The organism is Sulfitobacter sp. W074, from assembly GCF_025142275.1.
GTDB classification, from domain to species: Bacteria; Pseudomonadota; Alphaproteobacteria; order Rhodobacterales; family Rhodobacteraceae; genus Sulfitobacter; species Sulfitobacter profundi.
The window spans coordinates 2,659,293-2,681,348 of record NZ_CP081130.1; the positions used below are offsets into that span (position 1 = coordinate 2,659,293).

The 22,056-nt window shown below is 62.1% G+C and carries 20 protein-coding genes; 6 read left to right on the forward strand and 14 right to left on the reverse strand.

What is annotated here, in order from left to right:
• Positions 1 to 4: 4 nt before the first annotated feature.
• The 4 genes from K3762_RS13130 to K3762_RS13145 form a co-directional block, all read right to left on the reverse strand.
• Complete coding sequence (locus K3762_RS13130) at positions 5 to 145, reverse strand: hypothetical protein (protein WP_162931863.1); 141 nt, start codon at positions 143 to 145, stop codon at positions 5 to 7.
• A gap of 214 nt (positions 146 to 359) precedes the next feature.
• Positions 360 to 725, reverse strand: coding sequence for a DUF6497 family protein (locus K3762_RS13135; protein ID WP_120351543.1), 366 nt, complete (start codon positions 723 to 725; stop codon positions 360 to 362).
• Between the two features lie 32 nt (positions 726 to 757).
• Positions 758 to 1,012, reverse strand: coding sequence for a Rho termination factor (locus tag K3762_RS13140; protein ID WP_067630224.1), 255 nt, complete (start codon positions 1,010 to 1,012; stop codon positions 758 to 760).
• Positions 1,013 to 1,117: 105 nt separating this feature from the next.
• Entirely contained in the window at positions 1,118 to 2,650 is a 1,533-nt protein-coding gene (locus K3762_RS13145) for an acyl-CoA carboxylase subunit beta (protein ID WP_120351544.1), read from the reverse strand.
• A 169-nt stretch (positions 2,651 to 2,819) separates the two neighbouring features.
• On the opposite strand from K3762_RS13145, the gene K3762_RS13150 reads away from it, so the two are divergent.
• The gene (locus tag K3762_RS13150) at positions 2,820 to 4,034 is read left to right on the forward strand and encodes a multidrug effflux MFS transporter (RefSeq protein WP_260012821.1); all 1,215 of its coding nucleotides are present in this window, start codon (positions 2,820 to 2,822) and stop codon (positions 4,032 to 4,034) included.
• A gap of 85 nt (positions 4,035 to 4,119) precedes the next feature.
• Positions 4,120 to 5,520 carry a short-chain fatty acyl-CoA regulator family protein gene (locus tag K3762_RS13155; protein ID WP_120351546.1) on the forward strand — a complete coding sequence of 467 codons (1,401 nt, stop codon included), beginning with the start codon at positions 4,120 to 4,122 and terminating at the stop codon, positions 5,518 to 5,520.
• Here the strand turns inward: K3762_RS13155 and K3762_RS13160 are convergent, their stop codons facing one another.
• From K3762_RS13160 to K3762_RS13185, 6 genes are all read right to left on the reverse strand, one after another.
• Positions 5,521 to 6,195 carry a thermonuclease family protein gene (locus K3762_RS13160; protein ID WP_120351547.1) on the reverse strand — a complete coding sequence of 225 codons (675 nt, stop codon included), beginning with the start codon at positions 6,193 to 6,195 and terminating at the stop codon, positions 5,521 to 5,523.
• 61 nt (positions 6,196 to 6,256) lie between these two features.
• Positions 6,257 to 7,915, reverse strand: a complete 1,659-nt coding sequence (betA, locus tag K3762_RS13165; RefSeq protein WP_260009855.1) for a choline dehydrogenase — start codon at positions 7,913 to 7,915, stop codon at positions 6,257 to 6,259.
• Between the two features lie 86 nt (positions 7,916 to 8,001).
• Positions 8,002 to 9,459: a betaine-aldehyde dehydrogenase gene (gene betB, locus K3762_RS13170; RefSeq protein WP_260009858.1), complete on the reverse strand. Its 1,458-nt coding sequence runs from the start codon at positions 9,457 to 9,459 to the stop codon at positions 8,002 to 8,004.
• Positions 9,460 to 9,535: 76 nt separating this feature from the next.
• Positions 9,536 to 10,111 carry a choline-responsive transcriptional repressor BetI gene (gene betI, locus K3762_RS13175; RefSeq protein WP_120351550.1) on the reverse strand — a complete coding sequence of 192 codons (576 nt, stop codon included), beginning with the start codon at positions 10,109 to 10,111 and terminating at the stop codon, positions 9,536 to 9,538.
• Positions 10,112 to 10,203: 92 nt separating this feature from the next.
• Positions 10,204 to 11,133 (reverse strand): DMT family transporter, encoded by a 930-nt coding sequence (locus K3762_RS13180; RefSeq protein WP_120351551.1) that lies wholly within the window; start codon positions 11,131 to 11,133, stop codon positions 10,204 to 10,206.
• Between the two features lie 55 nt (positions 11,134 to 11,188).
• Complete coding sequence (locus tag K3762_RS13185) at positions 11,189 to 11,788, reverse strand: LysE/ArgO family amino acid transporter (RefSeq protein WP_067936692.1); 600 nt, start codon at positions 11,786 to 11,788, stop codon at positions 11,189 to 11,191.
• A gap of 88 nt (positions 11,789 to 11,876) precedes the next feature.
• On the opposite strand from K3762_RS13185, the gene K3762_RS13190 reads away from it, so the two are divergent.
• Positions 11,877 to 12,758 carry a LysR family transcriptional regulator ArgP gene (locus K3762_RS13190; protein WP_260009861.1) on the forward strand — a complete coding sequence of 294 codons (882 nt, stop codon included), beginning with the start codon at positions 11,877 to 11,879 and terminating at the stop codon, positions 12,756 to 12,758.
• Here K3762_RS13190 and K3762_RS13195 read toward each other — a convergent pair.
• Positions 12,755 to 13,495: a YebC/PmpR family DNA-binding transcriptional regulator gene (locus K3762_RS13195; RefSeq protein WP_260009863.1), complete on the reverse strand. Its 741-nt coding sequence runs from the start codon at positions 13,493 to 13,495 to the stop codon at positions 12,755 to 12,757. The genes K3762_RS13190 and K3762_RS13195 overlap by 4 nt on opposite strands.
• Before the next feature lie 119 nt (positions 13,496 to 13,614).
• On the opposite strand from K3762_RS13195, the gene K3762_RS13200 reads away from it, so the two are divergent.
• Complete coding sequence (locus K3762_RS13200) at positions 13,615 to 15,387, forward strand: SLC13 family permease (protein ID WP_120351553.1); 1,773 nt, start codon at positions 13,615 to 13,617, stop codon at positions 15,385 to 15,387.
• A gap of 79 nt (positions 15,388 to 15,466) precedes the next feature.
• Complete coding sequence (locus K3762_RS13205) at positions 15,467 to 16,324, forward strand: bile acid:sodium symporter family protein (RefSeq protein WP_260009872.1); 858 nt, start codon at positions 15,467 to 15,469, stop codon at positions 16,322 to 16,324.
• A 69-nt stretch (positions 16,325 to 16,393) separates the two neighbouring features.
• Here K3762_RS13205 and K3762_RS13210 read toward each other — a convergent pair whose 3' ends face one another.
• A complete protein-coding gene (locus K3762_RS13210; RefSeq protein ID WP_260009874.1) occupies positions 16,394 to 17,938 on the reverse strand; it encodes a hypothetical protein in 1,545 nt (514 codons plus the stop codon).
• Between the two features lie 319 nt (positions 17,939 to 18,257).
• On the opposite strand from K3762_RS13210, the gene K3762_RS13215 reads away from it, so the two are divergent.
• On the forward strand, positions 18,258 to 19,292 hold the full coding sequence (locus tag K3762_RS13215; RefSeq protein ID WP_132444423.1) for a hypothetical protein: 1,035 nt from the start codon (positions 18,258 to 18,260) through the stop codon (positions 19,290 to 19,292).
• 1 nt (position 19,293) lies between these two features.
• Here K3762_RS13215 and K3762_RS13220 read toward each other — a convergent pair whose 3' ends face one another.
• Both K3762_RS13220 and K3762_RS13225 read right to left on the reverse strand, forming a co-directional pair.
• Positions 19,294 to 21,066, reverse strand: a complete 1,773-nt coding sequence (locus tag K3762_RS13220) for an SLC13 family permease (protein ID WP_120351557.1) — start codon at positions 21,064 to 21,066, stop codon at positions 19,294 to 19,296.
• 93 nt (positions 21,067 to 21,159) lie between these two features.
• Complete coding sequence (locus tag K3762_RS13225; RefSeq protein ID WP_120351558.1) at positions 21,160 to 21,972, reverse strand: TIGR00282 family metallophosphoesterase; 813 nt, start codon at positions 21,970 to 21,972, stop codon at positions 21,160 to 21,162.
• Positions 21,973 to 22,056: the final 84 nt, after the last annotated feature.

Sequence of the window (22,056 nt, forward strand, 5' to 3'; positions counted from 1 at the left end):
GGCATTATTTGTACTTGCCGGTGTAGACGGGCTCGACCGAGATGGGCTCGGGCTCAACCACGACGAACTCTTCTTCTTGCTGTGCGCAGGCCGAAACAGCTGCGACGAAACCGATAGCTGCCAGCAACTTGATGCTCTTGGACATGTATATCTCCTATTGATGTTAAATGAACCTGACGCGACAACATGCCGGCCAAGCCCGGGTTCTGAGGTAAGGGATACGTGGGTATTCCTTGACCGCATCATATGCGATTCACATAGCAATGGATATGGTTGCAAGCGCAATCGGTCGCGTTGTGACTCCAAAGCATCATTCCAATTGGAGGATCGGCGGATTCTTGCAAGATCTTGCCTGCGCATCACAAACCCTCCCAGATGCAAGCGTCATCTTGGGCACGGAAAGCTTCGAAATATTGGGTCGCTTCGGGGTCGGCCGCGCCGAATTCCACCGGGCGGTCAGCAAGGGAGACGACGATCACCTGCCCCGCAAGCGCATGTTCGGTCATGTAAGGGAGGGCGACCACCGCGCAGAGATGCTCCATGTCTGGAGCGGCGAGGTCATAGGCGATGGCCTCCGGCCCTTTGGCGATCTGCGGCGCAATGAACCGAAAGCGAAGCCAAGTCTCACCGCCCAATTCCTCGACAAGAACCTCTTGCAAGTCAATAACTTGCCCCGAGGGAACGTCAATCGCCCGTGCCGGAGACGCGAGCCCCCCCGCCAGCAAAGCTGGCAGGCAAGCTCGGCGCAGCAGAGCGCCTAGTGATTGCGCAAAGCGTCGATCAGCGCGTCCTTGTCCATATCCGAACGCCCCTCGATCCCGAGTTCCTGCGCCCGGTCGTAGAGGTCGTCCTTGGTCCAATCCTCGTAGGGTGGCTGTTTGCCCCCCTTCTTGCCGGGATGCTGGCTGTCGTTGGCCTGCGCATTGGCGATGCGGGCGGCTTTCTCCTTGCTCGCCCCATCCTCGCGCAGGGACTTGTAGGTCTCTTCGTCCTTGATTGATGAATTCGGCATGATCCGGCCCTCCTTTGCAAGGAAAACCACCCAGCCCGCCGAGGGTTCCGCGCGCGGCCTCGGTGGGATCGGTATTTAAGAAAGGATGAAGCTGCATGATGGTGCTCAGAGCGGGATGTTGTCGTGTTTCTTCCACGGGGTCTGCACTTTTTTGTTGCGCAATGACGCGAAGGCACGGGCGACCCGTTTGCGGGTGCTGCGGGGCTGGATCACCTCGTCGATGAAACCGCGTTCGGCGGCGACGAAGGGGTTGGCGAAACGGTCTTCGTAATCCTTCGTGTGTTTGGCGATCTTTTCGGGATCCTTCAGATCCTTGCGGTGGATGATCTCTGTAGCGCCTTTGGCCCCCATTACGGCGACTTCGGCGGTGGGCCATGCGTAGTTGAAATCCGAACGCAGGTGTTTGGAAGCCATCACGTCATAGGCGCCGCCATAGGCTTTGCGCGTGATGACGGTGACCATCGGCACGGTCGCCTCGCCATAGGCGAAGAGCAGTTTCGCGCCGTGTTTGATGACGCCGCCGAATTCCTGACCGGTGCCGGGCAGGAAGCCGGGCACGTCCACGAGGGTCAGAATCGGGATTTCGAAAGCATCGCAGAACCGCACGAAACGGGCCGCTTTGCGCGAGCTATCAATGTCGAGGCAGCCCGCCAGCACCATCGGCTGGTTGGCGACCACGCCGACGGTACGGCCTTCGAGACGGATGAAACCGGTGATGATGTTCTTGGCGAATTCCTCTTGGATTTCGTAAAAGTCGCCCTCATCCGCCAGTTTGAGGATCAGTTCCTTCATGTCATAGGGGGTGTTGGCATTCGACGGCACCAGCGTGTCGAGCGAGGGTTCGATCCGGTTGGGATCGTCGAAGAAGGGGCGGACCGGGGGTTTCTCGCGGTTGTTGGCGGGCAGCAGATCGACGAGGCGGCGTACTTCGGCCAGCGCCTCTACGTCATTTTCGAACGCCGCATCGGCGACAGAGGATTTGCGCGTGTGGGTCGAGGCGCCGCCCAATTCCTCGGCGGTGACGACTTCGTTGGTGACGGTTTTCACCACATCGGGGCCGGTGACGAACATGTAAGAACTGTCTTTGACCATGAAGATGAAGTCGGTCATCGCGGGCGAATAGACCGCGCCGCCCGCGCAGGGGCCCATGATGACGCTGATCTGCGGGATCACGCCGGAGGCTTCGATGTTGCGCTGGAAAACCTCGGCATAGCCCGCGAGGCTTGCCACGCCTTCTTGGATACGTGCGCCGCCGGAATCGTTAATGCCGATCACGGGCGCGCCGTTCTGCACCGCCATGTCCATGATCTTGCAGATTTTCTGAGCGTGGGTTTCCGAAAGGGAGCCGCCGAAGACGGTGAAATCCTGACTGAAGACATAGACGAGGCGGCCGTTGATCGTGCCCCAACCGGTGACCACGCCATCGCCTGCGGGCTTTTGATCCTGCATGCCAAAATCGGTGCAGCGGTGGGTGACGAACATGTCGAATTCTTCGAACGAGCCTTCGTCGAGCAGCAGATCGACACGCTCCCGTGCGGTGAGCTTGCCGCGACCGTGCTGCGCATCGATCCGCGCCTGTCCGCCGCCCAAACGCGCATCTTCGCGGCGCCGCTCCAGTTGTTCGAGAATGTCTTTCATGACGCACCCCTATTGTGATTTCGGCCAGTCTATCGGAGGAGCGCAACTGACCAAAGAGCAATTTTGCAAATTTGCAAAATCAATACAGGCGCACCCAAGCAAAATGAAAAGTTGCAAAACAATCTAGTTAACATGGACATTTCCCATGCCCGCGACTACTTGCATTTGCATGAGCGATATCCCCAAAGTCCGGTATCTAGACCGGACGACCCCGCCCCATATTTCAACGCTGATCCTGCTGGCCGGGCTTTCGGCCATGGTGATGAACATCTTTCTGCCCAGCCTGCCGAAGATGGCAGAGCATTTTGGCACGGATTACGCGGTGATTCAGCTTTCGGTGCCGCTTTACCTGTTCTTCAGTGGCATACTGCAAATCTTCATTGGGCCGATATCCGACAACCTCGGGCGGCGGCGCGTGATGCTTTGGGGGCTGGGCATCTTTTCCCTGGCCACGGTTGGTTGCTTGCTCGCTCCGAACATCGCCGTGTTCCTCGTCTTTCGTATGGCGCAGGCCGTCATCGCCACGGGCATGGTGCTGAGCCGTGCGGTGATCCGCGACCTTTATACCCAAGACGAATCGGCCTCCATGATCGGCTATGTCACCATGGGCATGGCGCTGGTGCCGATGATCAGCCCGGCCTTGGGCGGCTTGTTGGAGCAGGGGTTTGGCTGGCAGGCCTCCTTTTGGGCGATGCTGATCCTCGGCGGGCTGGTGTTCTGGGTGGCTTGGGCGGATTTGGGCGAAACCGCCCGCGCCAGTGGCAAATCGCTGGGCCAGCAGTTCGGCGAATACCCCGAACTGCTCCGCTCGCCACGGTTTTGGGGCTATGCGCTTGCGACGGGCTTCTGCTCGGGCGCTTTCTTTGCCTATCTTGGCGGCGCGCCTTTCGTGGGCACCGTGGTTTTCGGGATGGAGCCTGCGGTGCTTGGCCTTTATTTCGGCGCGCCCGCAGTCGGGTATTTTATTGGCAACTTCATCACCGCGCGGACTGCGACCCGCTTTGGCGTCAATACCTTGGTGCTTTGGGGCTGCATCTCAAACGCCGTGGGCGGCACGGTGTCGCTGCTGATATTCCTTGCGGGATACGGCTCCCCGCTCAGCTTTTTCGGGCTGATGACGCTGGTGGGGCTGGGCAATGGCCTGTGCATTCCCAACGCCACGGCCGGGATGCTGTCGGTGCGCCCGCATCTGGCGGGGACGGCCTCTGGGCTTGGCGGGGCGATTATGATCGTCGGTGGCGCGGCGCTGAGCGCGCTGGCCGGGGCCCTGCTCACACCAGAGACCGGGGCCTATCCGCTATTGTGGTTGATGCTGCTGACCGCCATCGCCTCGGTCGCCTCCATCTGGGTGGTGATCCGGCGCGAGAAAGCCCTGGGGCTTTAACCTAGCAGTACCCCCGCCTCGGGCTTGCGAGCGGGGGTTTGCAAAGCTACGCTGCCGCGAAATGCAAATTTGCAAAGGTGCGCGGATGGCGATCCAGAAACTCTATGCCGGTGTAAAACTGCGAGAGACCCGCACCCGTGCGGGGCTGACGCAGAAAGACTTCGCCGCCCGGCTTGGCGTCTCCTTGCCCTATCTCAACCAAATGGAAAACAACAACCGGCCCGTCAGTACCAATGTGGTACTGGCACTGGCGTCGGAGTTCAGGCTCGACGTGACCGAGCTTTCCAGCGGAGATGGAGAGCGATTGGTGAGCGATCTGCGCGAGGCGCTGGCCGATCCGATCTTCGCCGGAAAGACACCCCCGGTGGCCGATCTGCGCCTCACCGCCTCCAACGCGCCGGGTCTGGCCCATGCGTTTCTCGCCCTGCACCAAAGCTACCGGCAGGTGCATGAACGACTGGCCTCACTGGACGAAGCCTTGGGCCGCGAGGACGCTCGGGCGATGCCCTCCCCTTGGGAGGAGGTGCGGGATTTCTTTCACTATTGCGACAATTACATTGATGCCGTCGACCGCGCAGCAGAGCATTTCGCCACCCGCGCGGGCAGCGGTAACGATACGCGGGCGACCGCGGCAACCGCGCTTGAACGCGCTGGCGTGACCGTGATCTTTGAGGATGACGACCGCCTGCGCGCCTATGATCCCGCGCGCAAAACGCTGCATCTGTCGGCCCGTGCAGCCCCTGAGACGCAGACCTTTCAAATGTTGCTCCAAGTGGCGCTGACCCAGCAGGACGCGCTGCTGGAGGCAACGCTTGATCTTGCCCGGTTCCACAGCGCCGCCGCCCGGGATATCGCCAAGATCGGGTTGGCCAATTACTTTGCTGGGGCGGCGCTGCTGCCTTACGGGCGATTCCTGCAAAAGGCGCAGGACTGCCGCCATGATCTGGAGGTGCTGGCTGGGCATTTCGGCGCCTCGATTGAGCAGGTGGCGCACAGGCTTTCGACGCTCCAGCGGCCCGGCGCAAAGGGGGTGCCCTTTTTCTTTGTGCGGGTCGATCAGGCGGGCACGATCACCAAGCGCCATTCTGCCACCCGGTTGCAATTCGCGCGTTTTGGCGGGGCCTGTCCGCTTTGGAATGTCCACCGCGCGTTTGAAACGCCGGGAAGGTTCTTGCGCCAATTGGCCGAAACGCCGGACGGGGTGCGCTATATCAGTCTGGCGCGGGACATCTCGAAGCCGGCGGGGCGGTTTGGCGCGCCGGTGCGGCGTTATGCGATCTCACTGGGGTGCGAGGTGCGCCATGCGGCGGCACTCGTCTATGCCGATGGGATGGATGTCACCCGCAGCGATGCCTTTGAACCGATTGGCATTTCCTGCCGCATTTGTGAGCGCCGGGATTGCCACCAGCGCTCCGTCCCGCCGCTGGAACGGCAGTTGGTCGTCGACCCGCATCTGCGCGATACCCTGCCCTACCGGGTGGAGTGATCAGCGCCGCGCCCGCCGCCAGCCAGCACCGCGGGCTTCTGCTTCGGAACAGAACCAACGCTCTCCCTTGCGGGTACTGATGCGGGTGCGGCTATAGAAATCCTGCCCCGGCATATGGTAAATCTTGGTCCCTTTGGCGCTGATATTGCCCTTGATCTGGCAGCTCCCCTCAGGCCGGGCCGGTTCTGAACTGCTGCGGCGGGTCACGCGGTAGCGGGCCGGAGAGATGGTCTTGAACCCATGAATGCCACGCCCTGCGACAAAGGCTGCCTTCTCCTCCAGATCATAGTCCATCGAATATTTGCGATAGGCAAAGGCCAGCCCCTCTTGCACAAGCGCCTGCCCTACGTCGACACCGCCGACATGGCAGCGGGCGACGATGCGATCATATCGGTCACGGTCCAGCGCTTCACAGCGCGCTTCGGCCCCTTGGTATCTGTCGCGCACCTCTCTCGTTGTCCAATCACCGCAGGCCCAAGCCTGCCCGCCATCGGTTTCGCAGGTCTGGCTTGCCTCAAGCGCGTCGATTCCGTGCAAGCGGATGCGCGTGCCGCCAAGATCGAAGGTATCCCCATCGATCACGCGCACCACACCCGACACGGTCTGCGCCCCAGCCGATACTGCTGCGAAACTCAGCGTGAGACTGAGGGCGAAAAGTGAACAAATCTTTAACATGGGGCAGGTATGACGCCCTGCCCCGTCAGCTTCAAGGGAGGAGATTAAGACAGGTTAATGATCAGCGCTGCGCCACCTGCCAATTGGGATGCAGCCAAGGTTCGTCATTCGCCCGAGGCAGTGGATCGCGGCCCAAAAGCAGGTCCGAGACCTTTTCCCCCACCATGATCGAGGGCGCGTTAAGGTTGCCATTGGTGATGCGCGGAAAGATCGAACTGTCGGCCACCCGCAGCCCTTCAACCCCAATCACCCGCGCCTGCGGGTCGACCACGGCGTTCGGATCGTCGGCCGCGCCCATGCGGCAGGTGCCACAGGGATGATAGGCGCTTTCCGCATGTTCGGCGATGAAACTGTCAAGCTCCGCATCCGATTGCAGCGCGTCGCCGGGTTGGATCTCATGTTTGACGAAAGGCTTGAAAGCCTCCTGCGCGAAAATCTCACGTGTGAGGCGGATGCAGGTGCGGAACTCCTCCCAATCGTCGGGATGCGACATGTAGTTAAAGCGGATTTTCGGCGCATCTGCCGGGTCGGCTGACCGCAGGGTGATGTCGCCCCGCGACTTAGAGCGCATTGGCCCTGTATGGGCTTGAAACCCGTGCCCCTCCGCTGCTGCCTGCCCGTCGTAACGCACGGCGATGGGCAGGAAATGGTATTGAATATCAGGGTATTCCACGCCGGGCTTCGAGCGGATGAAGGCCGCGGATTCGAACTGATTAGAGGCGCCCATACCGGTCTTGGTAAAGAGCCACTGCGCGCCGATGACAGCCTTCGACAGCAAGTTCCAATGCTTATAAAGGGTGATCGGCTGGCTGGAGGCCATCTGGATGTAGAGCTCCAAATGGTCTTGTAGGTTCTGCCCCACGCCGGGACGGTCTGCGACAACATTGATGCCGTGCTGCGCCAGATGACCCGCCGGACCGATCCCCGACAGCATCAGCAGTTTCGGCGAGTTGATCGATGACGCGGCCAGCACCACCTCGCGCTGCGCACGGATGACCTCTGTGCGGTTGCCGCGCTTGACCTCGACCCCCACGGCGCGGCCCTCTTCGATCACCACGCGCTGCGCCAGCGCGCGGATCAGCGTCACATTCCCGGTTTTCTGTGCAGGCCGCAGGTAGGCATTGGCCGCCGACCAGCGCCGCCCGTTCCAGACCGTCTGCTCCATCGGGCCAAAGCCCTCTTGCTTCTCGCCGTTGTAATCTTCGGTCATCTGGTAACCGGCCTGCGAGCCCGCCTGTACGAAAGCGTCAAACAGCGGGTTCTCGCGCGGGCCGCGGCTGACGTGCAGCGGGCCGTCTGTGCCGCGCCACGCCGCATCGCCGCCATGGCCGTTTTCGTGCCAGGTCTCCATGCGTTTGTAATAGGGCAGCACGTCGGCATAGCCCCAGCCCTGCGCGCCGCTTTCTTCCCAATGGTCGAAATCCTTGGCATGGCCGCGCACATAGACCATTCCATTGATCGAGGATGACCCGCCGATCACCTTGCCGCGCGGGCAGACCAACTCGCGCCCGTTCAGATGCGGCTCGGGTTCGGATTTATAGCCCCAGTCATAGCGCGGCATGTTCATCGGATAGCTGAGTGCCGCGGGCATCTGAATAAACGGCCCCGCGTCGCTGCCGCCATGTTCAATGACGATCACCTTCCGCCCCGCCTCGGCCAGACGGTAGGCCATGGCGCAGCCCGCAGACCCCGCCCCGACGATTACAAATTCAGCTTCCATTCCACTTACCTTCCGCAAATCCGCACGGGTGCGGGGCAGCGCCCGACGGTGTCGGCTTTATGCGCTGCGGCCTAATTTTCCGTTGCTTAGAACGGCGCTTCGACATCGCCCATGCGGACGTAGACCGACTTCAACTGGCTATAATGGTTGATCGCGGCCTTAGAGTTTTCGCGGCCCACGCCGGAGTTCTTCATGCCCCCAAAGGGCGCTTCGACCGGCGCGTCATTATAGGTATTGATGTAGCAGGTCCCCGCCTCGAACCCGGCGGCCACGCGATGTGCGCGGGTCAGGTTTTGGGTAAAGACACCAGCGGCGAGGCCGAATTCCGTGGCATTGGCACGGGCCATGACCTCGGCCTCATCCTCAAAATCGAGCACGGCCATGACGGGGCCGAAAATCTCTTCGCGGGCGATGACCATGTCGTCTTTAACATCGGCAAAGACGGTCGGCTGCATGTAGAAACCGTCGCGCTCAATCCGTTTGCCGCCATAGACCAGCCGCGCGCCCTCGGCCTCACCCTTCGCCACATAGTCCAGCGCGATCTGCATCTGGCGGTCGCTGACCATGGGGCCAAAGCTGGTGTCGGGGTCCATCGGGTCACCGATCACGGCGTTTTCCAACCGCTCAGACAGCCGCGCAAGAAACGCCTCCTTGATGTCGCGATGCACAAAGACCCGCGTGCCGTTCGAACAAATCTGGCCGGAGCTATAGAAGTTGCCCAAGATCGCGCCGCTCACGGCATTGTCGATATCGGCATCTTCAAAGACGATCATGGGGGATTTGCCGCCCAACTCCATCGTGACATGTTTGATGCCCTCGGCGGCGGCGGCATAGACCTTGCGGCCCGTTGGGACGGATCCGGTCAGCGACACCTTGTCGACGCGGCTGTCGGTGACCAGCGATTGCCCCACCTCGCCCATGCCCTGCACCACGTTGAACAGGCCCGCAGGCAGCCCGGCCTCAACGAGTATCTCAGCCACTTTCAGCGCACAGAGCGGCGTTGTCTCGGACGGTTTGAAGATCATCGCATTACCGCAGGCCAGCGCCGGCGCGGCTTTCCAGCAGGCGATCTGCGTGGGGTAGTTCCACGCGCCGATGCCCACGCACAGGCCAAGCGCCTCGCGGCGGGTATAGACCCAGTCTTCGCCCAGTTGGATCTGCTCGCCCGTCAGGCTGCCCGCCAGACCGCCGAAATACTCCAGCGCGTCGGCCCCGCTGGTGGCATCGGCGACAGAGGTTTCCTGATAGGGTTTGCCGGTGTCATAGGTCTCCAGCACCGACAGGTCGTGGTTGCGCTCGCGGATCATGTCGGCGGCGCGGCGCAGGATGCGGCCCCGCTCGGTGCCTGTCATCGCGGCCCATGCGGCCTGCGCCTTGCGGGCCGAGGTGATGGCTTGTTCAACGATCGCAGGCGTGGCGGCATAGAGCGTGGCGATCGTCTCGCCCGTGGCGGGATAGATCACCGGGATCGGCGTGCCCTCCGTGTCTTCGACATAGGCGCCGTCGATGAAATGGCTGGCTGTGGGCTGGGGATCATAAGACATCAAAGATACTTTCTTGCCTGAGGGGCGGAGTGTTCGAGGAGGCGGAGCGCGGCAATGCCGCCCTTCTCCGCAGTGTTCAGCGGCCCGCTTTCAGCAGCAGGTCGAGGGTATAGAGCGCGCGGGTCATGGCTTCGGCAGCGCTGACATCGTCCGACAGCGCGGCGCGCAGATAGAGCCCATCAATCAGCGCCGCTAATGTGTCGGCGTCGCCTTCGGGTTGGGGGCTGATCGGGCGCAGCGCATGGGTGAGGTTCGAGCGCAGACGGCTTTGATAAGCTGTCAGCAGCCGCCGCGTTTCGGGATTGGTGCGGGCATGGGCGTAAAGCGTCATCCACGCGCTAATCGTGCCAGGATGAAAGCCGGTGTCGTCGAAACTGGCGACAATGATCGCCGCCGCCCGGTCATGCGGCGTGCGGGCCGTGGCCAGCCGTTCGCGCACCCCGGCGGCATATTCCGACAGGATATGACGCATCGCGGCGAGGAAGATCTGATTCTTGCCGCCGAAATAGTGATGCGCCAACGCGCTCGACATGCCTGCCCGCTTGGCGATCTGACTCACCGTCACATCCAGCGACTGAGCTTCGCCAATCTCGGCGATGGTGGCTTTGACCAGCGCAGAGCGGCGAATGGGTTCCATTCCGACTTTGGGCATTGGATTCGGGTCCTTGGGGCAGTGTTGACCGCCTCAGGATAGGGGAATCTTTATTGACTCGTCAATCAAGTACCGCCCGGCGGGGTGGTACGTCAGAATTTCGTGGCGTGGGAGGGCGGCGTGACCTGCCGTTTCAGCATTGCTTCGCGCCATGTGATAAAGGTGACCGAGCCCAAAATCACGGCTCCGCCCAGCACCACCCAGATGTCCACCGGTTCGGCAAAGACCACCACACCAAGGATCGTGGCCCAGACCAGTTGCAGGAATGTCACCGGCTGCGTCACCGTCACGGGGGCGGCGGCGAATGCCAGCGTCATGGTGAAATGCCCCGCCGTGGCGAAAAAGGCGACGCCGGCGAGGATCAGCAACTCCTGCGCGGTGGGCGTGATCCAAACGGTGAAGGCGAAGGGCGCAAGGCCGATGGTCACGAAGATCGACAGCATGGTGACGATCATCACAGGCCGCGCTTCATCCGCCAGCACCTTGGCCAAGAGGTAAGACCCCGCAAACACCACCGCCGCCAGCAGCATCGCCAGATGCCCGGTCGAAACTTCGCGGAAACCCGGTCGCAGGATGATCGCCGCGCCCGCCAGCCCCAGACAGACCGCCACGATGCGCCGTGCCGCGAGCTTTTCGCCCAGAAAAATCGCAGCGCCGACAGTGACATAGATCGGCGCGAGGTAGTTCATCGCCGTGACCTCGGCAATCGGAAGGCGGGTCATGGCGTAGAACCACAAGATCACCCCGCCCGCATGAAAGAACCCGCGCAGACCGAAAAGCCCCCACTGGCGCTTGCTAACGGGGGTCGACAAAAGCGACCGCAGGATCGGCAGAACAAAGACCAGCCCCATGGCGTAGCGCAGGAATGCGGCCTCTGCCGAGGGCAGGCGCGGCCCCATGTATTTGACCAGCGCGGTCACGCCGATGAAACATGCCCCGGTCACCAGCATCCAAAAGACCCCGACAAGCGGGCGATTGGCGGGAACGGGGATGTCGGGGGTGGTCGCGGGGTTTTGTGTCATGTCGCGACCCTTTCCCAAAGTGCTGCCAAGGGCAAGATGGGCGCGGCACTTTTATTCACATCGCAAGCAATTTGATCGCAATCCCCCACATGGTCACGGCGATGACGGCGTCCAAAATCTGCCAACTGCGCGGCTTGGCGAAAAGCGGCGCAAGCAGCCGCGCGCCATAGCCGAGGGCAAAGAAGAACACGAAACTCGCCAACGCTGCGCCGATCCCAAAGCTCAGGCGGTCGGGATACTGCGCCGAGATTGAACCAAGCAGCACCAATGTGTCGAGATAAACATGCGGGTTCAGCCAGGTCAGGGCCAGCAGGGTTAGGACCGCCTTGCCCAAGCTGCGGGTGGCCTGCCCTTCGGCCTCCAACCCCTCACCGCCGCGCCATGCCGACACGGCGTTGCGCCAACCGTACCACAGCAGGAAGGCCGCGCCGCCGTAGCGCATCAGTGGCCCGAACCACGGTGCCGCTTCGGCCAGCGCGCCAAAACCGGCCACACCGGCAGTGATCAAGATCGCATCCGAAGTGGCGCAGACCAACACCACCACCAGCACATGCTCACGCCGCAGCCCTTGGCGCAGGACAAAGGCGTTCTGCGCGCCGATGGCCATGATGAGAGTGAGGCTGAGAGCGAAGCCGGGGAGGAATGAGGTCAGCATTGGGGCGTCCTGTCTTGGGTTGCTTTTGCCTACCGCGGCGGTACAGATTACTCAAATTCAATAGTCTTCGCTTGGATTAGAAAAACTTATGCAGCTAGACAGCGCCCAACTGACCGCTTTGGCGAGCATCCTGCGACTTGGCAGCTTTGACGCGGCGGCGGCGGCGCTCGGGGTCACCCCCTCCGCCATCTCGCAGCGGGTGAAGGCGCTTGAGGATCGAGTCGGCACCACGCTGGTCTTGCGCGGCCAACCCTGTACCGGCACGCCGACGGGCCAGCGGCTGGCGAAACATGCCGAAGACGTGGCCCTGCTCGAAGCGCAGGCATTGGGCGTCAGCGGCAACACGTCCCCGCCCCGGCTGCGGCTGGCGGTGCCTGCGGATGTACTGGCGACATGGCTCATCCCGGCCTTGGCGCAGATACCGGAGATGCTGTTTGATCTGGTGATCGACGATCAAGACACCTCCGCCGATTGGCTGCGGCGTGGAGAGGTCAGCGCGGCTGTGACCGGACAAGCCCGCGCCGCACCGGGCTGTGATCTGCGGCCCTTGGGCGCGCTGCGTTATCACCCCACAGCCAGCCCCGCCTATATGAAGAAATGGTTTGCCCAAGGCGTCACCACCGAGACACTGGGCCAAGCGCCGATGCTGACCTTTAACCGCAAGGATCAACTGCAGGGGCGCTGGCTGATGCAAAAAACCAGGCAGCGATTGACCCCGCCCAGCCACCACCTGCCCTCAAGTCACGGCTTCGTGGCGGCGGCGCGCGAAGGCTTGGGCTGGGGCATGAACCCTGCCCCTCTGGTGGCTGAGGATATGGAGAAAGGCCGCCTCGTCTCGCTCGACGACGCATTGCCATTGGATGTGCCGCTTTACTGGCAGGTCGCGCGGATCATGGCCCCCGCGCTTGCCCCGCTCACCGCCGCCATAAGGGCTGCGGCGCGCGAGGCGCTGGTGCAAGGGGCGCGTTAAAGCTGCGCCATAACCTCATCAGAGGCTTCGAAATTGGTGGTGACGCGCTGCACGTCGTCGTCTTCCTCAAGCGCATCGACCAGCTTCATTAGCTTTTCCATGGCCTCAAGGTCCATCTCGGTGGTGGTGGTCGGACGCCAGATCAGTTTAGTCGATTCCGACTCGCCCAGTTCCGCCTCGAGCGCTGTCGATACATCATTGAGATCGGTGTCGGCGCAATAGATGACGTGACCGTCTTCGGAGCTTTCGACATCTTCGGCTCCGGCCTCAATCGCCGCCATCATCACGGTGTCCGCGTCGCCCACGGACGCGGGGTAGATGACCTCGCCCTTGCGCTCGAACATAAAGCCGACCGAGCCTGTCTCGCCCAGATTGCCGCCGTTCTTGGTGAAGGTCGAGCGCACGGTCGAAGCGGTGCGGTTCCGGTTGTCGGTCATCGCTTCCACGATCACCGCCACGCCGTTCGGGCCATAGCCCTCATAGCGGATTTCTTCGTAATCCTCGCCCTCACCGCCCACGGCCTTCTTGATGGCGCGTTCGATGTTGTCCTTGGGCATGGACTGGCCTTTGGCCTCTTTCACGGCCATGCGCAGACGCGGGTTCTTTTCCGGGTCGGGGTCGCCCATCTTGGCCGCGATGGTGATTTCCTTGGAAAGTTTGGAAAACACCTTGGCGCGCAGCTTGTCCTGACGGCCCTTGCGATGCTGGATGTTTGCCCATTTGGAGTGACCGGCCATGAATACCTCGTTCTGGCAATGCGTTTGCGCCACTCTATATGCCAGCATCACCGCTGGAACAAGCCACCCGGCCTGTGCTTAGCTTTCCTCCTTTGGGGCAACCACGTTAGACCGGATATATGACCACAGATCAGATCATTCTCTTTACCCTCTTTGGCGCGGTCTTTGGCCTGCTGCTGTGGGGCCGCTTTCGCTATGACATCGTGGCATTTGGCGCACTGATGGCCGGGGTGGTGCTGGGGGTGGTGCCCACGGAAAACGCCTTTGACGGCTTTGGCCATCCGGCGACGCTGATCGTGGCGCTGGTGCTGGTGGTTTCCGCCGGGCTGGTGCGTTCGGGCGCGGTGATGTTGATCACCCGCACGCTGGTGGACAGTTCGCGCAGCTTGGGCGCGCATATCTCGATCATGGGGGCCGTCGGCGGGGTGCTCTCGGCCTTTATGAACAACGTGGCGGCCTTGGCGCTTTTGATGCCGGTCGACATTCAGACCGCGCGCAAAGCGGGCCGCGCGCCGGGGCTAAGCCTGATGCCGCTGAGTTTTGCCACCATCCTTGGCGGCATGGCCACGCTGATTGGCACGCCGCCCAATATTATCATCGCGTCGATCCGGCAGGAATCGCTGGGGGCGCCTTTCAAGATGTTCGACTTTGCCCCGGTGGGCGGTTTGGCCGCCATTGCCGGGCTGATCTTCGTGGCCTTGATCGGCTGGCGTTTGATCCCCGCCCGCGAAGACGCGATGATCGAAGCTGATGATATCGCGGAATATATCGCCGAGTTGACCGTGCCCGAGGGCAATAAGCAGATCGGCAAGCGTCTGGCAGAGCTACAGGAAGAAGCACATAAGGCCGATGTGGCGATCCTTGGGCTGATGCGGGACGGCAAGAGGCGCTATGGCACCGCGCGCAATGTGGTGCTGCAGGCCGGAGACGCGATCGTGCTGGAAGCCACGCCCGACGCGCTGGACGAATTTCGCAGCACCCTGAACCTCGCGCTGGCGGACAGTGACCGCGAAGACCTGCTGCTGGCCGATGGCGACGGGGTCGAGATTGTCGAGGTCGTGGTGACCGAAGGGTCCCGCCTCAATGGTCGCACGGCGCAGGCGGTGGGCCTTTCGTGGCGCCAGCGCACGGTGCTTCTGGGTCTGTCTCGGCAAGGCCGCAAGATCACCTCGCAGCTGCGCACAACCGAGCTGAAACCCGGTGACATCCTCTTGCTGCTGGTGCCGCGTGACACGGTGGCCCATGTCACCGACTGGCTGGGCGTACTGCCCTTGGCCGACCGTGGCCTTGCCGTGACCCAAGACAGCAAGACGTGGCTTGCCATCGGCATGTTCGCAGGTGCGGTGGCGGCGGCCTCCTTTGGGTTGATCTATCTGCCCATTGCGCTTGGGCTGGTGGTCGTGGGCTATGTGCTGGCCAAGATCGTGCCGCTGTCGGAGCTCTATACTCATATCGAATGGCCGGTGATCGTGCTTTTGGGCTCCATGATCCCGCTGGGCGCGGCGCTGGAAACCTCGGGCGGGACCGAGTTGATCGCGGGCGCGCTGGTGGGGCTGACCGAGGGGCTGCCCGCATGGGTCGTGCTGACGGTGCTCATGGTGGTGACCATGTCGCTGTCGGATGTGCTGAACAACACGGCGACGACAATCGTCGCCGCCCCGGTGGGCATCCAGATGGCGCAGACGCTCGGGGTGTCGCCCGACCCCTTCCTGATGGCGGTGGCGGTGGCGGCCTCTTCGGCGTTCCTCACGCCGATTGGACATAAGAACAACACCCTGATCCTTGGCCCCGGCGGCTATTCCTTTGGCGACTATTGGCGCATGGGGCTGCCGCTAGAGATCATCGTCGTCGCGGTGTCGATCCCCGCGATCCTCGTCTTTTGGCCACTTTGACGTCGCGCCCCCGGCGCGCGTCAGGCTTGCCAGATCGCATTTGTCGCCCCTAGGCTGATTTCAGCTTTAGGGGGGACAAATGGATATTCTAATCAACGTCGTACTGCCGCTGTCTTTGGCGATCATCATGCTGTCGCTGGGGGTCGGCCTTACGGTCCAAGACTTCACCCGCGTTGCAAAATACCCGCGCGCTTTCGGGTTGGGCGCGCTGTGCCAAGTGGTGCTGGTGCCCGCCGCCGCTTGGGCCGTCGCCACGGCCTTTGGCCTCAGCGGAGAGCTGGCGGTGGGGCTGATGATCCTGTCCTTCTGCCCCGGCGGGGTGACCTCGAACATGGTCAGCAAATTCGCGCGGGGCGATGTGGCGCTGTCGGTGACTTTGACGGCGGTCGTCTCGCTCCTGAGCATTCTGACCGTGCCGATCTTCACCGCCATCGCCGTGCGGCATTTCATGGGCGATGCGACCCCGGATGTGTCGGTCGCAACACTTGCCATGGCGATGTTTCTGATCACCACCCTGCCCGTCGCGCTTGGGCTGCTGCTGCGCCACGGCGCGCCTGCCTTGGCCCTGCGGATCGAGCCGGGTCTCTCGGCCCTCGCCGCGCTGCTTTTTGTGCTGATCGTGCTGGCCGCTTTGGCCGGGAACTGGAGCCTTTTTGCTGAGAACCTCGCCAGCCTCGGGCCTGCGCTCATCAGCTTTAACGTCGTTTTAATGCTGCTGGGGCTGGGCATCGCCGGGGCCGCGGGGCTGGCGTGGCGGACGCGCAAGACGATTTCGATTGAGGTCGGCATTCAGAACGCCACGCTGGGCATCACCCTCGCCGCTTTGATATCGGGCCAAGCCTCGGGGTTCAGCGCCTACGCCCTGCCCTCGGCGGTCTATGGGATTACCATGTATCTGGGGGCCCTGCCCTTTGTGCTTTGGTTTCGCAAGCGCTGAGAGTGGGGGGCCGCACAAACAAAAGGCGCGCCCCGAGGGACGCGCCTTTCTTGTTTAAGGGACGGGCCATCAGGCCATGTCGAAAGCGTCGTCCTCACAGAGGTCGGGCTCTTCGTCTTCCTCCGAAGGCATGGAGGCAAGGCTGAGCGCGTCCAAAAGAGCGGTCGCGCCGTCGGATGTGTCGGCGGCGTCGGGGTCGGCCATGTCGGGATCGACCATACCCGTCACCTCAAGAACTTCCCCGCCAGTCTCGTCCGAGTCGACGACGAGGCGCATCCCGCTCAGATCGATATCCTCGAACGACAGTGAGCCGGGAAAGGTCCACAGGGTAAAGTTGGTACTGCTGACCTCCCCTTCCGAACTATCAGCGGTCGTGCCGAACTGCAGACCGACATCAAAATTGCCCCCCGCTTGGGGACCGTCGGTGAAACCGTCAACTCCGTCATCAACAGCCTTCACGTCCGTGAGGTGATACCCCTCGGCGTTCACATCAGGGAAGAAGTTCAGTTCTTCGATCGCACTCCCGTCAGTCACATTGAAGAAAAGTCCGTTGATATCTGCGTGGGACTCAGCTTCAGGGTCTGTGGGTGATAGGTTGAAGTGCAACTCGCCATTAGGCATCTCAGTGACGGCGACTGTGGTCTCTCCATTCTCCCCCATCAGGAATTTCAGAACGGTTTTATCGTCGCCACCGGTATCACTACCTTGCGTACCGCCAGAGCCGGAGCCCTTCGTTCCGCAAGTGCCGGAGCCCTTGGTGCCGCCAGAGCCGGAACCCTTCGTACCACCAGAACCGGAGCCCTTCGTACCGCCAGAACCGGAACCCTTCGTACCGCCAGAGCCGGAGCCCTTCGTACCGCCCGAACCAGAACCTTTCGTGCCACCAGAACCGGAACCCTTCGTGCCGCCAGAGCCGGAGCCCTTCGTACCGCCAGAACCGGAGCCCTTCGTGCCACCCGAGCCGGAACCCTTCGTGCCGCCAGAGCCGGAGCCCTTCGTACCACCCGAGCCGGAGCCCTTCGTACCGCCAGAACCGGAGCCCTTCGTGCCGCCAGAGCCGGAACCCTTCGTACCGCCAGAGCCGGTGCCCTTCGTGCCGCCAGTGCCGGAACCCTTCGTGCCGCCAGTGCCGGAACCCTTCGTGCCGCCAGAGCCGGAGCCCTTCGTACCGCCAGTGCCGGAGCCCTTCGTACCGCCAGTGCCGGAACCCTTCGTGCCGCCAGAACCGGAACCCTTCGTGCCGCCAGTGCCGGAGCCCTTCGTACCGCCAGAGCCGGTGCCCTTGGTGCCACCCGAACCAGAACCCTTGGTGCCGCCAGAACCGGCGCCCTTCGTGCCGCCAGAGCCGGTGCCTTTGGTACCACCAGAGCCGGAACCCTTGGTGCCACCCGAACCAGAACCCTTGGTGCCGCCAGAACCAGAACCCTTGCCGTCATCGCTCCCGTCGAACTTCCCGGCCAGGTTTTCGTCATACCATTTCGCGAAGGAGGATCCCTCTACCCCGCCGTTGTGATAGGACTTCGTTCCGCTGGCGTCGCAACCGCTGCCCGCCGCACCATCGGTGGACCAGCTATCGTCTTTACTGTTCCAACCTTTAGAGAATCTGTAACCCATGACACCAATCCCTCATATACTTTTGCAGTCGCGACCGCTTTGCAGCGCCACGTCCCCCACAGACTTGCGAAACTAACAGGCGCAATTCTCTTTCGGCAAATTCTTTCCATTTTTTCGATGAATGAGGCCAGATGTCGACATAATCGCGAAACAGTAACGCGCCGCGCAGACGCATTGTCCTTTGGTATAGGCCAAACATACCGAATGGCGGCGAATCACTCCGGCCGGATAGGCTGAAATTGCCTTTGTTTTGCCCAAAACCCGCCGTACCCTCGACCGTCAAAACGCCTAGACAGACGGAAACACCAGCGGAGGCCCCATGGCACGACCCAAGGAACAAAGCGCTCAGGCGCAGATCGTCGCAGCGGCGCGCAAGCATTTTGGCCAAGACGTGGCACGGGTATCGGCCCCCGGTGGTGAGAACCGGTCAAGTTTCCGGCTGCACCTGACCGATCGCACCGTCATCGCAACCCTGCGCCCGAACTTTCGCCGCACCCATTTAGAAGCCCATGTGCTGACCGAACTTGGCCGCCATTGCAGCGACCTGCCCGAATGTCTGGGTGTGGTGGGTGAGATCATGTTCCAATCCGATGTCGGCAAACGCCGCCTCAATGTTGAGGTCGCGCAGGTCGCGCCAGCGGTACAGCTTGATCTTGCGGGAGAGGCCGTATCGGCCATTTTTCGCATCCATGGCGCCGCGCGCCAGACCGAGTTGAACGCCATCATGCCGCATCTGGGCAACAACCGCGATTGGGTGCTGAACTTCGTTGATGCGGTGGACTTTCTAAAGGACCTCGGGGGCGGCATTTCAGACCAGTTCGACCGCACCGCCGCCTATGAACGTATCAACGCCCCGGCGCGGCAATTCGTGAAGTGGGACTGCCGGTCGGGCAATGCCGCGATTGGCCGGGATGACAAATTGCGTTGGTTCGATTTTGAATATGCCGGGCTGCGCCATGGCGCCGAAGACATCGCTTGGCTGATCGGGGATGAGGCGTGGCCCGTCGCCCCGCAGGACATGGTCGACGTGGTGATCGACGCCTTCGATCCCACCTGCGGCATCCCCCTGCCCGACTACCTTGACTACCTTTCGGTTTACCTGACCTTCCATGCCGTGCAGCGGCTTAAACTGATCAGCAAGGAAGCCAAGAAACGTGGCTGGCTGAGCAAAGACCGCATCCGGCGCTATGACGATGCAGGCGTGCACCCCGAATTCGCGGCGCATATCTGCCGGGTTGGGGCCTATTTCTCGGACCAATCCGAACTCACCGCGCCGCTGACACGCAACTTCCTTGAGGCGCAGGCGGGATTTGAAGCGATCGTCGCCCAGACCGAAAAGCAGCGCAGCGCCTGAGTTACCAAAACAGCGGGATCACCGCGCTTACCAACAGCGACATGCTCAGGTTCAGCGGGATCCCGATGCGCATGAAATCGGTGAATTTATACCCCCCCGGCCCGTAAACCAGCGTGTTGGTCTGATAGCCGATGGGCGTGGCAAAGGCGCAGGAGGCCGCGATCATCACCGCCACAACCAGCGGGCGCGGGTCCATGCCAAGGGCGGCGCTGAGGCTGATGGCGATCGGCGTCATGATGACTGCCACAGCATTGTTGCTGACGATCTCGGTAAGGGTCGTGGTCAGCAGGAACACCGCCCAGATGATGAAAAACGGCGGCAACTGTGCCAATCCCGGCGCGATATTGTCGACGATCAGCGCAATTGCCCCTGAGTTCTGCAGGGCAGCGCCCACGGCCAGCATGGCAAAGATCAGCGCCAACAAGCGCCCTTCGACGAAAGAGAATGCCTCCTCTGCGTCGATACAGCCGGTCACCAGCACCACGGCCACGGCGATCACGGCCAAAGCCAAGATCGGCGCGACGTTGAAGGCCGCCAGTGTGACGATGCCCACCAGCGCCGCGATGGCGATCGGCGCATGGCCCCGCCGAAACGCACGGGCCGAGGGTTGGGTCACGTCAACGAGGTTCATCTCGCTGGCCAGACGCTGAATATCCTCTGCAGCGCCTTCCAGCAGCAGCGTGTCCCCCACTTTGACGATCAGTTGGTCAAGCTGTTGGCCGATATTCTGGTTCCGCCGATGCACCGCCAGCGGATAGACGCCATAGCGCCGCCGCAGCCGCATGGAGCCCAAACTACGCCCCACCATCCGGCAACCGGGGGTGATCAGCACTTCGACGGTCGTGGTCTCCACCGCCGAAAGCTGGTCAACCCGGCGCAGTTCTTTGTTGTTTTGCAGGCTCAACAGCTCGGTCATCTGGGTCCGCAGCACCACGCGGTCCCCGACCTGAAGCTCAACGCCTTTGAGGTTGCGGCGCAATGAATCGTCGCCTCGCACCACGTCGATCAACCGCACGCCCTCGCGTTTGAACAGCTGCACGTCCAGCACTTCGCGGCCAATCAAGTTGCTTTCAGGGGGGATCACCGCCTCGGTAAAGAACTTCATCTTGGAGCGGTCCGAGAGCATATTCGCCATGCTGTCGCGCGCGGGCAGCAGTTTGTCGGCGAAAAACAGCATGTAAATCAAACCCCATGTGCAGACGACAAGACCCACGGGAAGGATCTCGAAGATCCCAAACGGCGCCATCCCCTGCGACCGCGCCACACCATCGACCAACAGGTTGGTCGAGGTGCCGATCAGCGTGAGTGAACCGCCCATAATCGCGGCATAGCTGAGCGGAATCAGCAACTTAGAGGCTTTGGTATTGAGCGTACGGGTGAGTTGCACCACCACCGGGATCATCACCACGACGACGGGCGTGTTGTTCATGATCGCACTCGCCGCCATGACCGACAGGATCACCCCCGCCACCGCCGTCTTGGGGTGGGTCTTGGCCGAGCGTTCGGCCAGCCGGGTTAGCACATCCAACGCCCCGGTCCGCACCAAGGCCCCCATGATGATGAACATGGCCGCAATGGTCCAAGGCGCGGGGTTCGACAGCACCGCCAGCGCATCGTCATAGGGCAAGACGCCGATGGCCAGCAAAAGCGCGGCACCGGCGATGGCGACCACTTCGGTAGGGAAAGCTTCGCGCAGGAAAAGCACGAACATCATGCCGACGACCACGAGGGTGAGCACCGCCGTCTCCATCGGAGAGAAGCTGAAAAATTCCATCAAGAACCTGTCATTCGGGCAAAAGGCCGTTGTCCAGTTACGCCGATTGCGGCCTTCGGTGCAAGCGCGACGCGTCGCCGCGCCGTGCTGAACTTAAGGTGCGCTGGCCTGCAAGGCACCGCCCTCGCGCACCGGCACGATCCGTGTGGCGCGGCCCGTGCGGTCATCGGTCTCAATATAGACACCCGACAGCGTTGCCTCGCCATTGGCGGGGGTGAAACGTTCGCGCGGCATGCCGGTGATGAAACGGCGCAGCGGCTCGGCCTTGTCCATGCCGATGACCGAATGGTAATCGCCACACATGCCCGCATCGCTGAGGTAGGCCGTCCCGCCCGGCAGGATCATCGCATCGGCGGTCGGCACATGGGTATGAGTGCCGACAACAAGGCTCGCCCGCCCGTCGCACCAATGGCCCATTGCCATCTTCTCGCTCGTGGCTTCGCAGTGCATATCGACGATGATCGCCTGCGCCATTCCGCCCAGAGGGTGCGTTTTCAGCACCGGCTCCAGCGCCGAAAAGGGATCATCAAAGGGGCGTTTCATAAAGACTTGGCCGAGCGCTTGGGTCACCAAGACCTTCTTGCCATTCTGCGCTGTGAACAGCTTGGCCCCCTTGCCCGGTGCATTCTTAGAAAAGTTCAGCGGGCGGATCACGCGGGGCTCTTGCTCGATAAAGCTGAGCATGTCTTTCTGGTCGAAAGCGTGATCGCCAAGGGTCAGGCAATCGGCCCCGGCCTCTAGCAACGTCTTGGCATGTGCGCCCGAAAGCCCCATGCCGCCGGTCGCATTCTCGCCATTGACCACAATGAAATCGAGCTTCCAGTCGCGCCGCAGCCGCGCCAGATTTTCGGTGATCGCCCGCCGTCCGGCCCGGCCCATCACATCGCCAAGAAACAAAATCTTCATAACTTATGGACTAGGACGCGCGCGGCTTGGCGGCAACCCTTATTCCGCTTGGGGCATTATTCCGCGTGGGGCCTCGTTCCATTT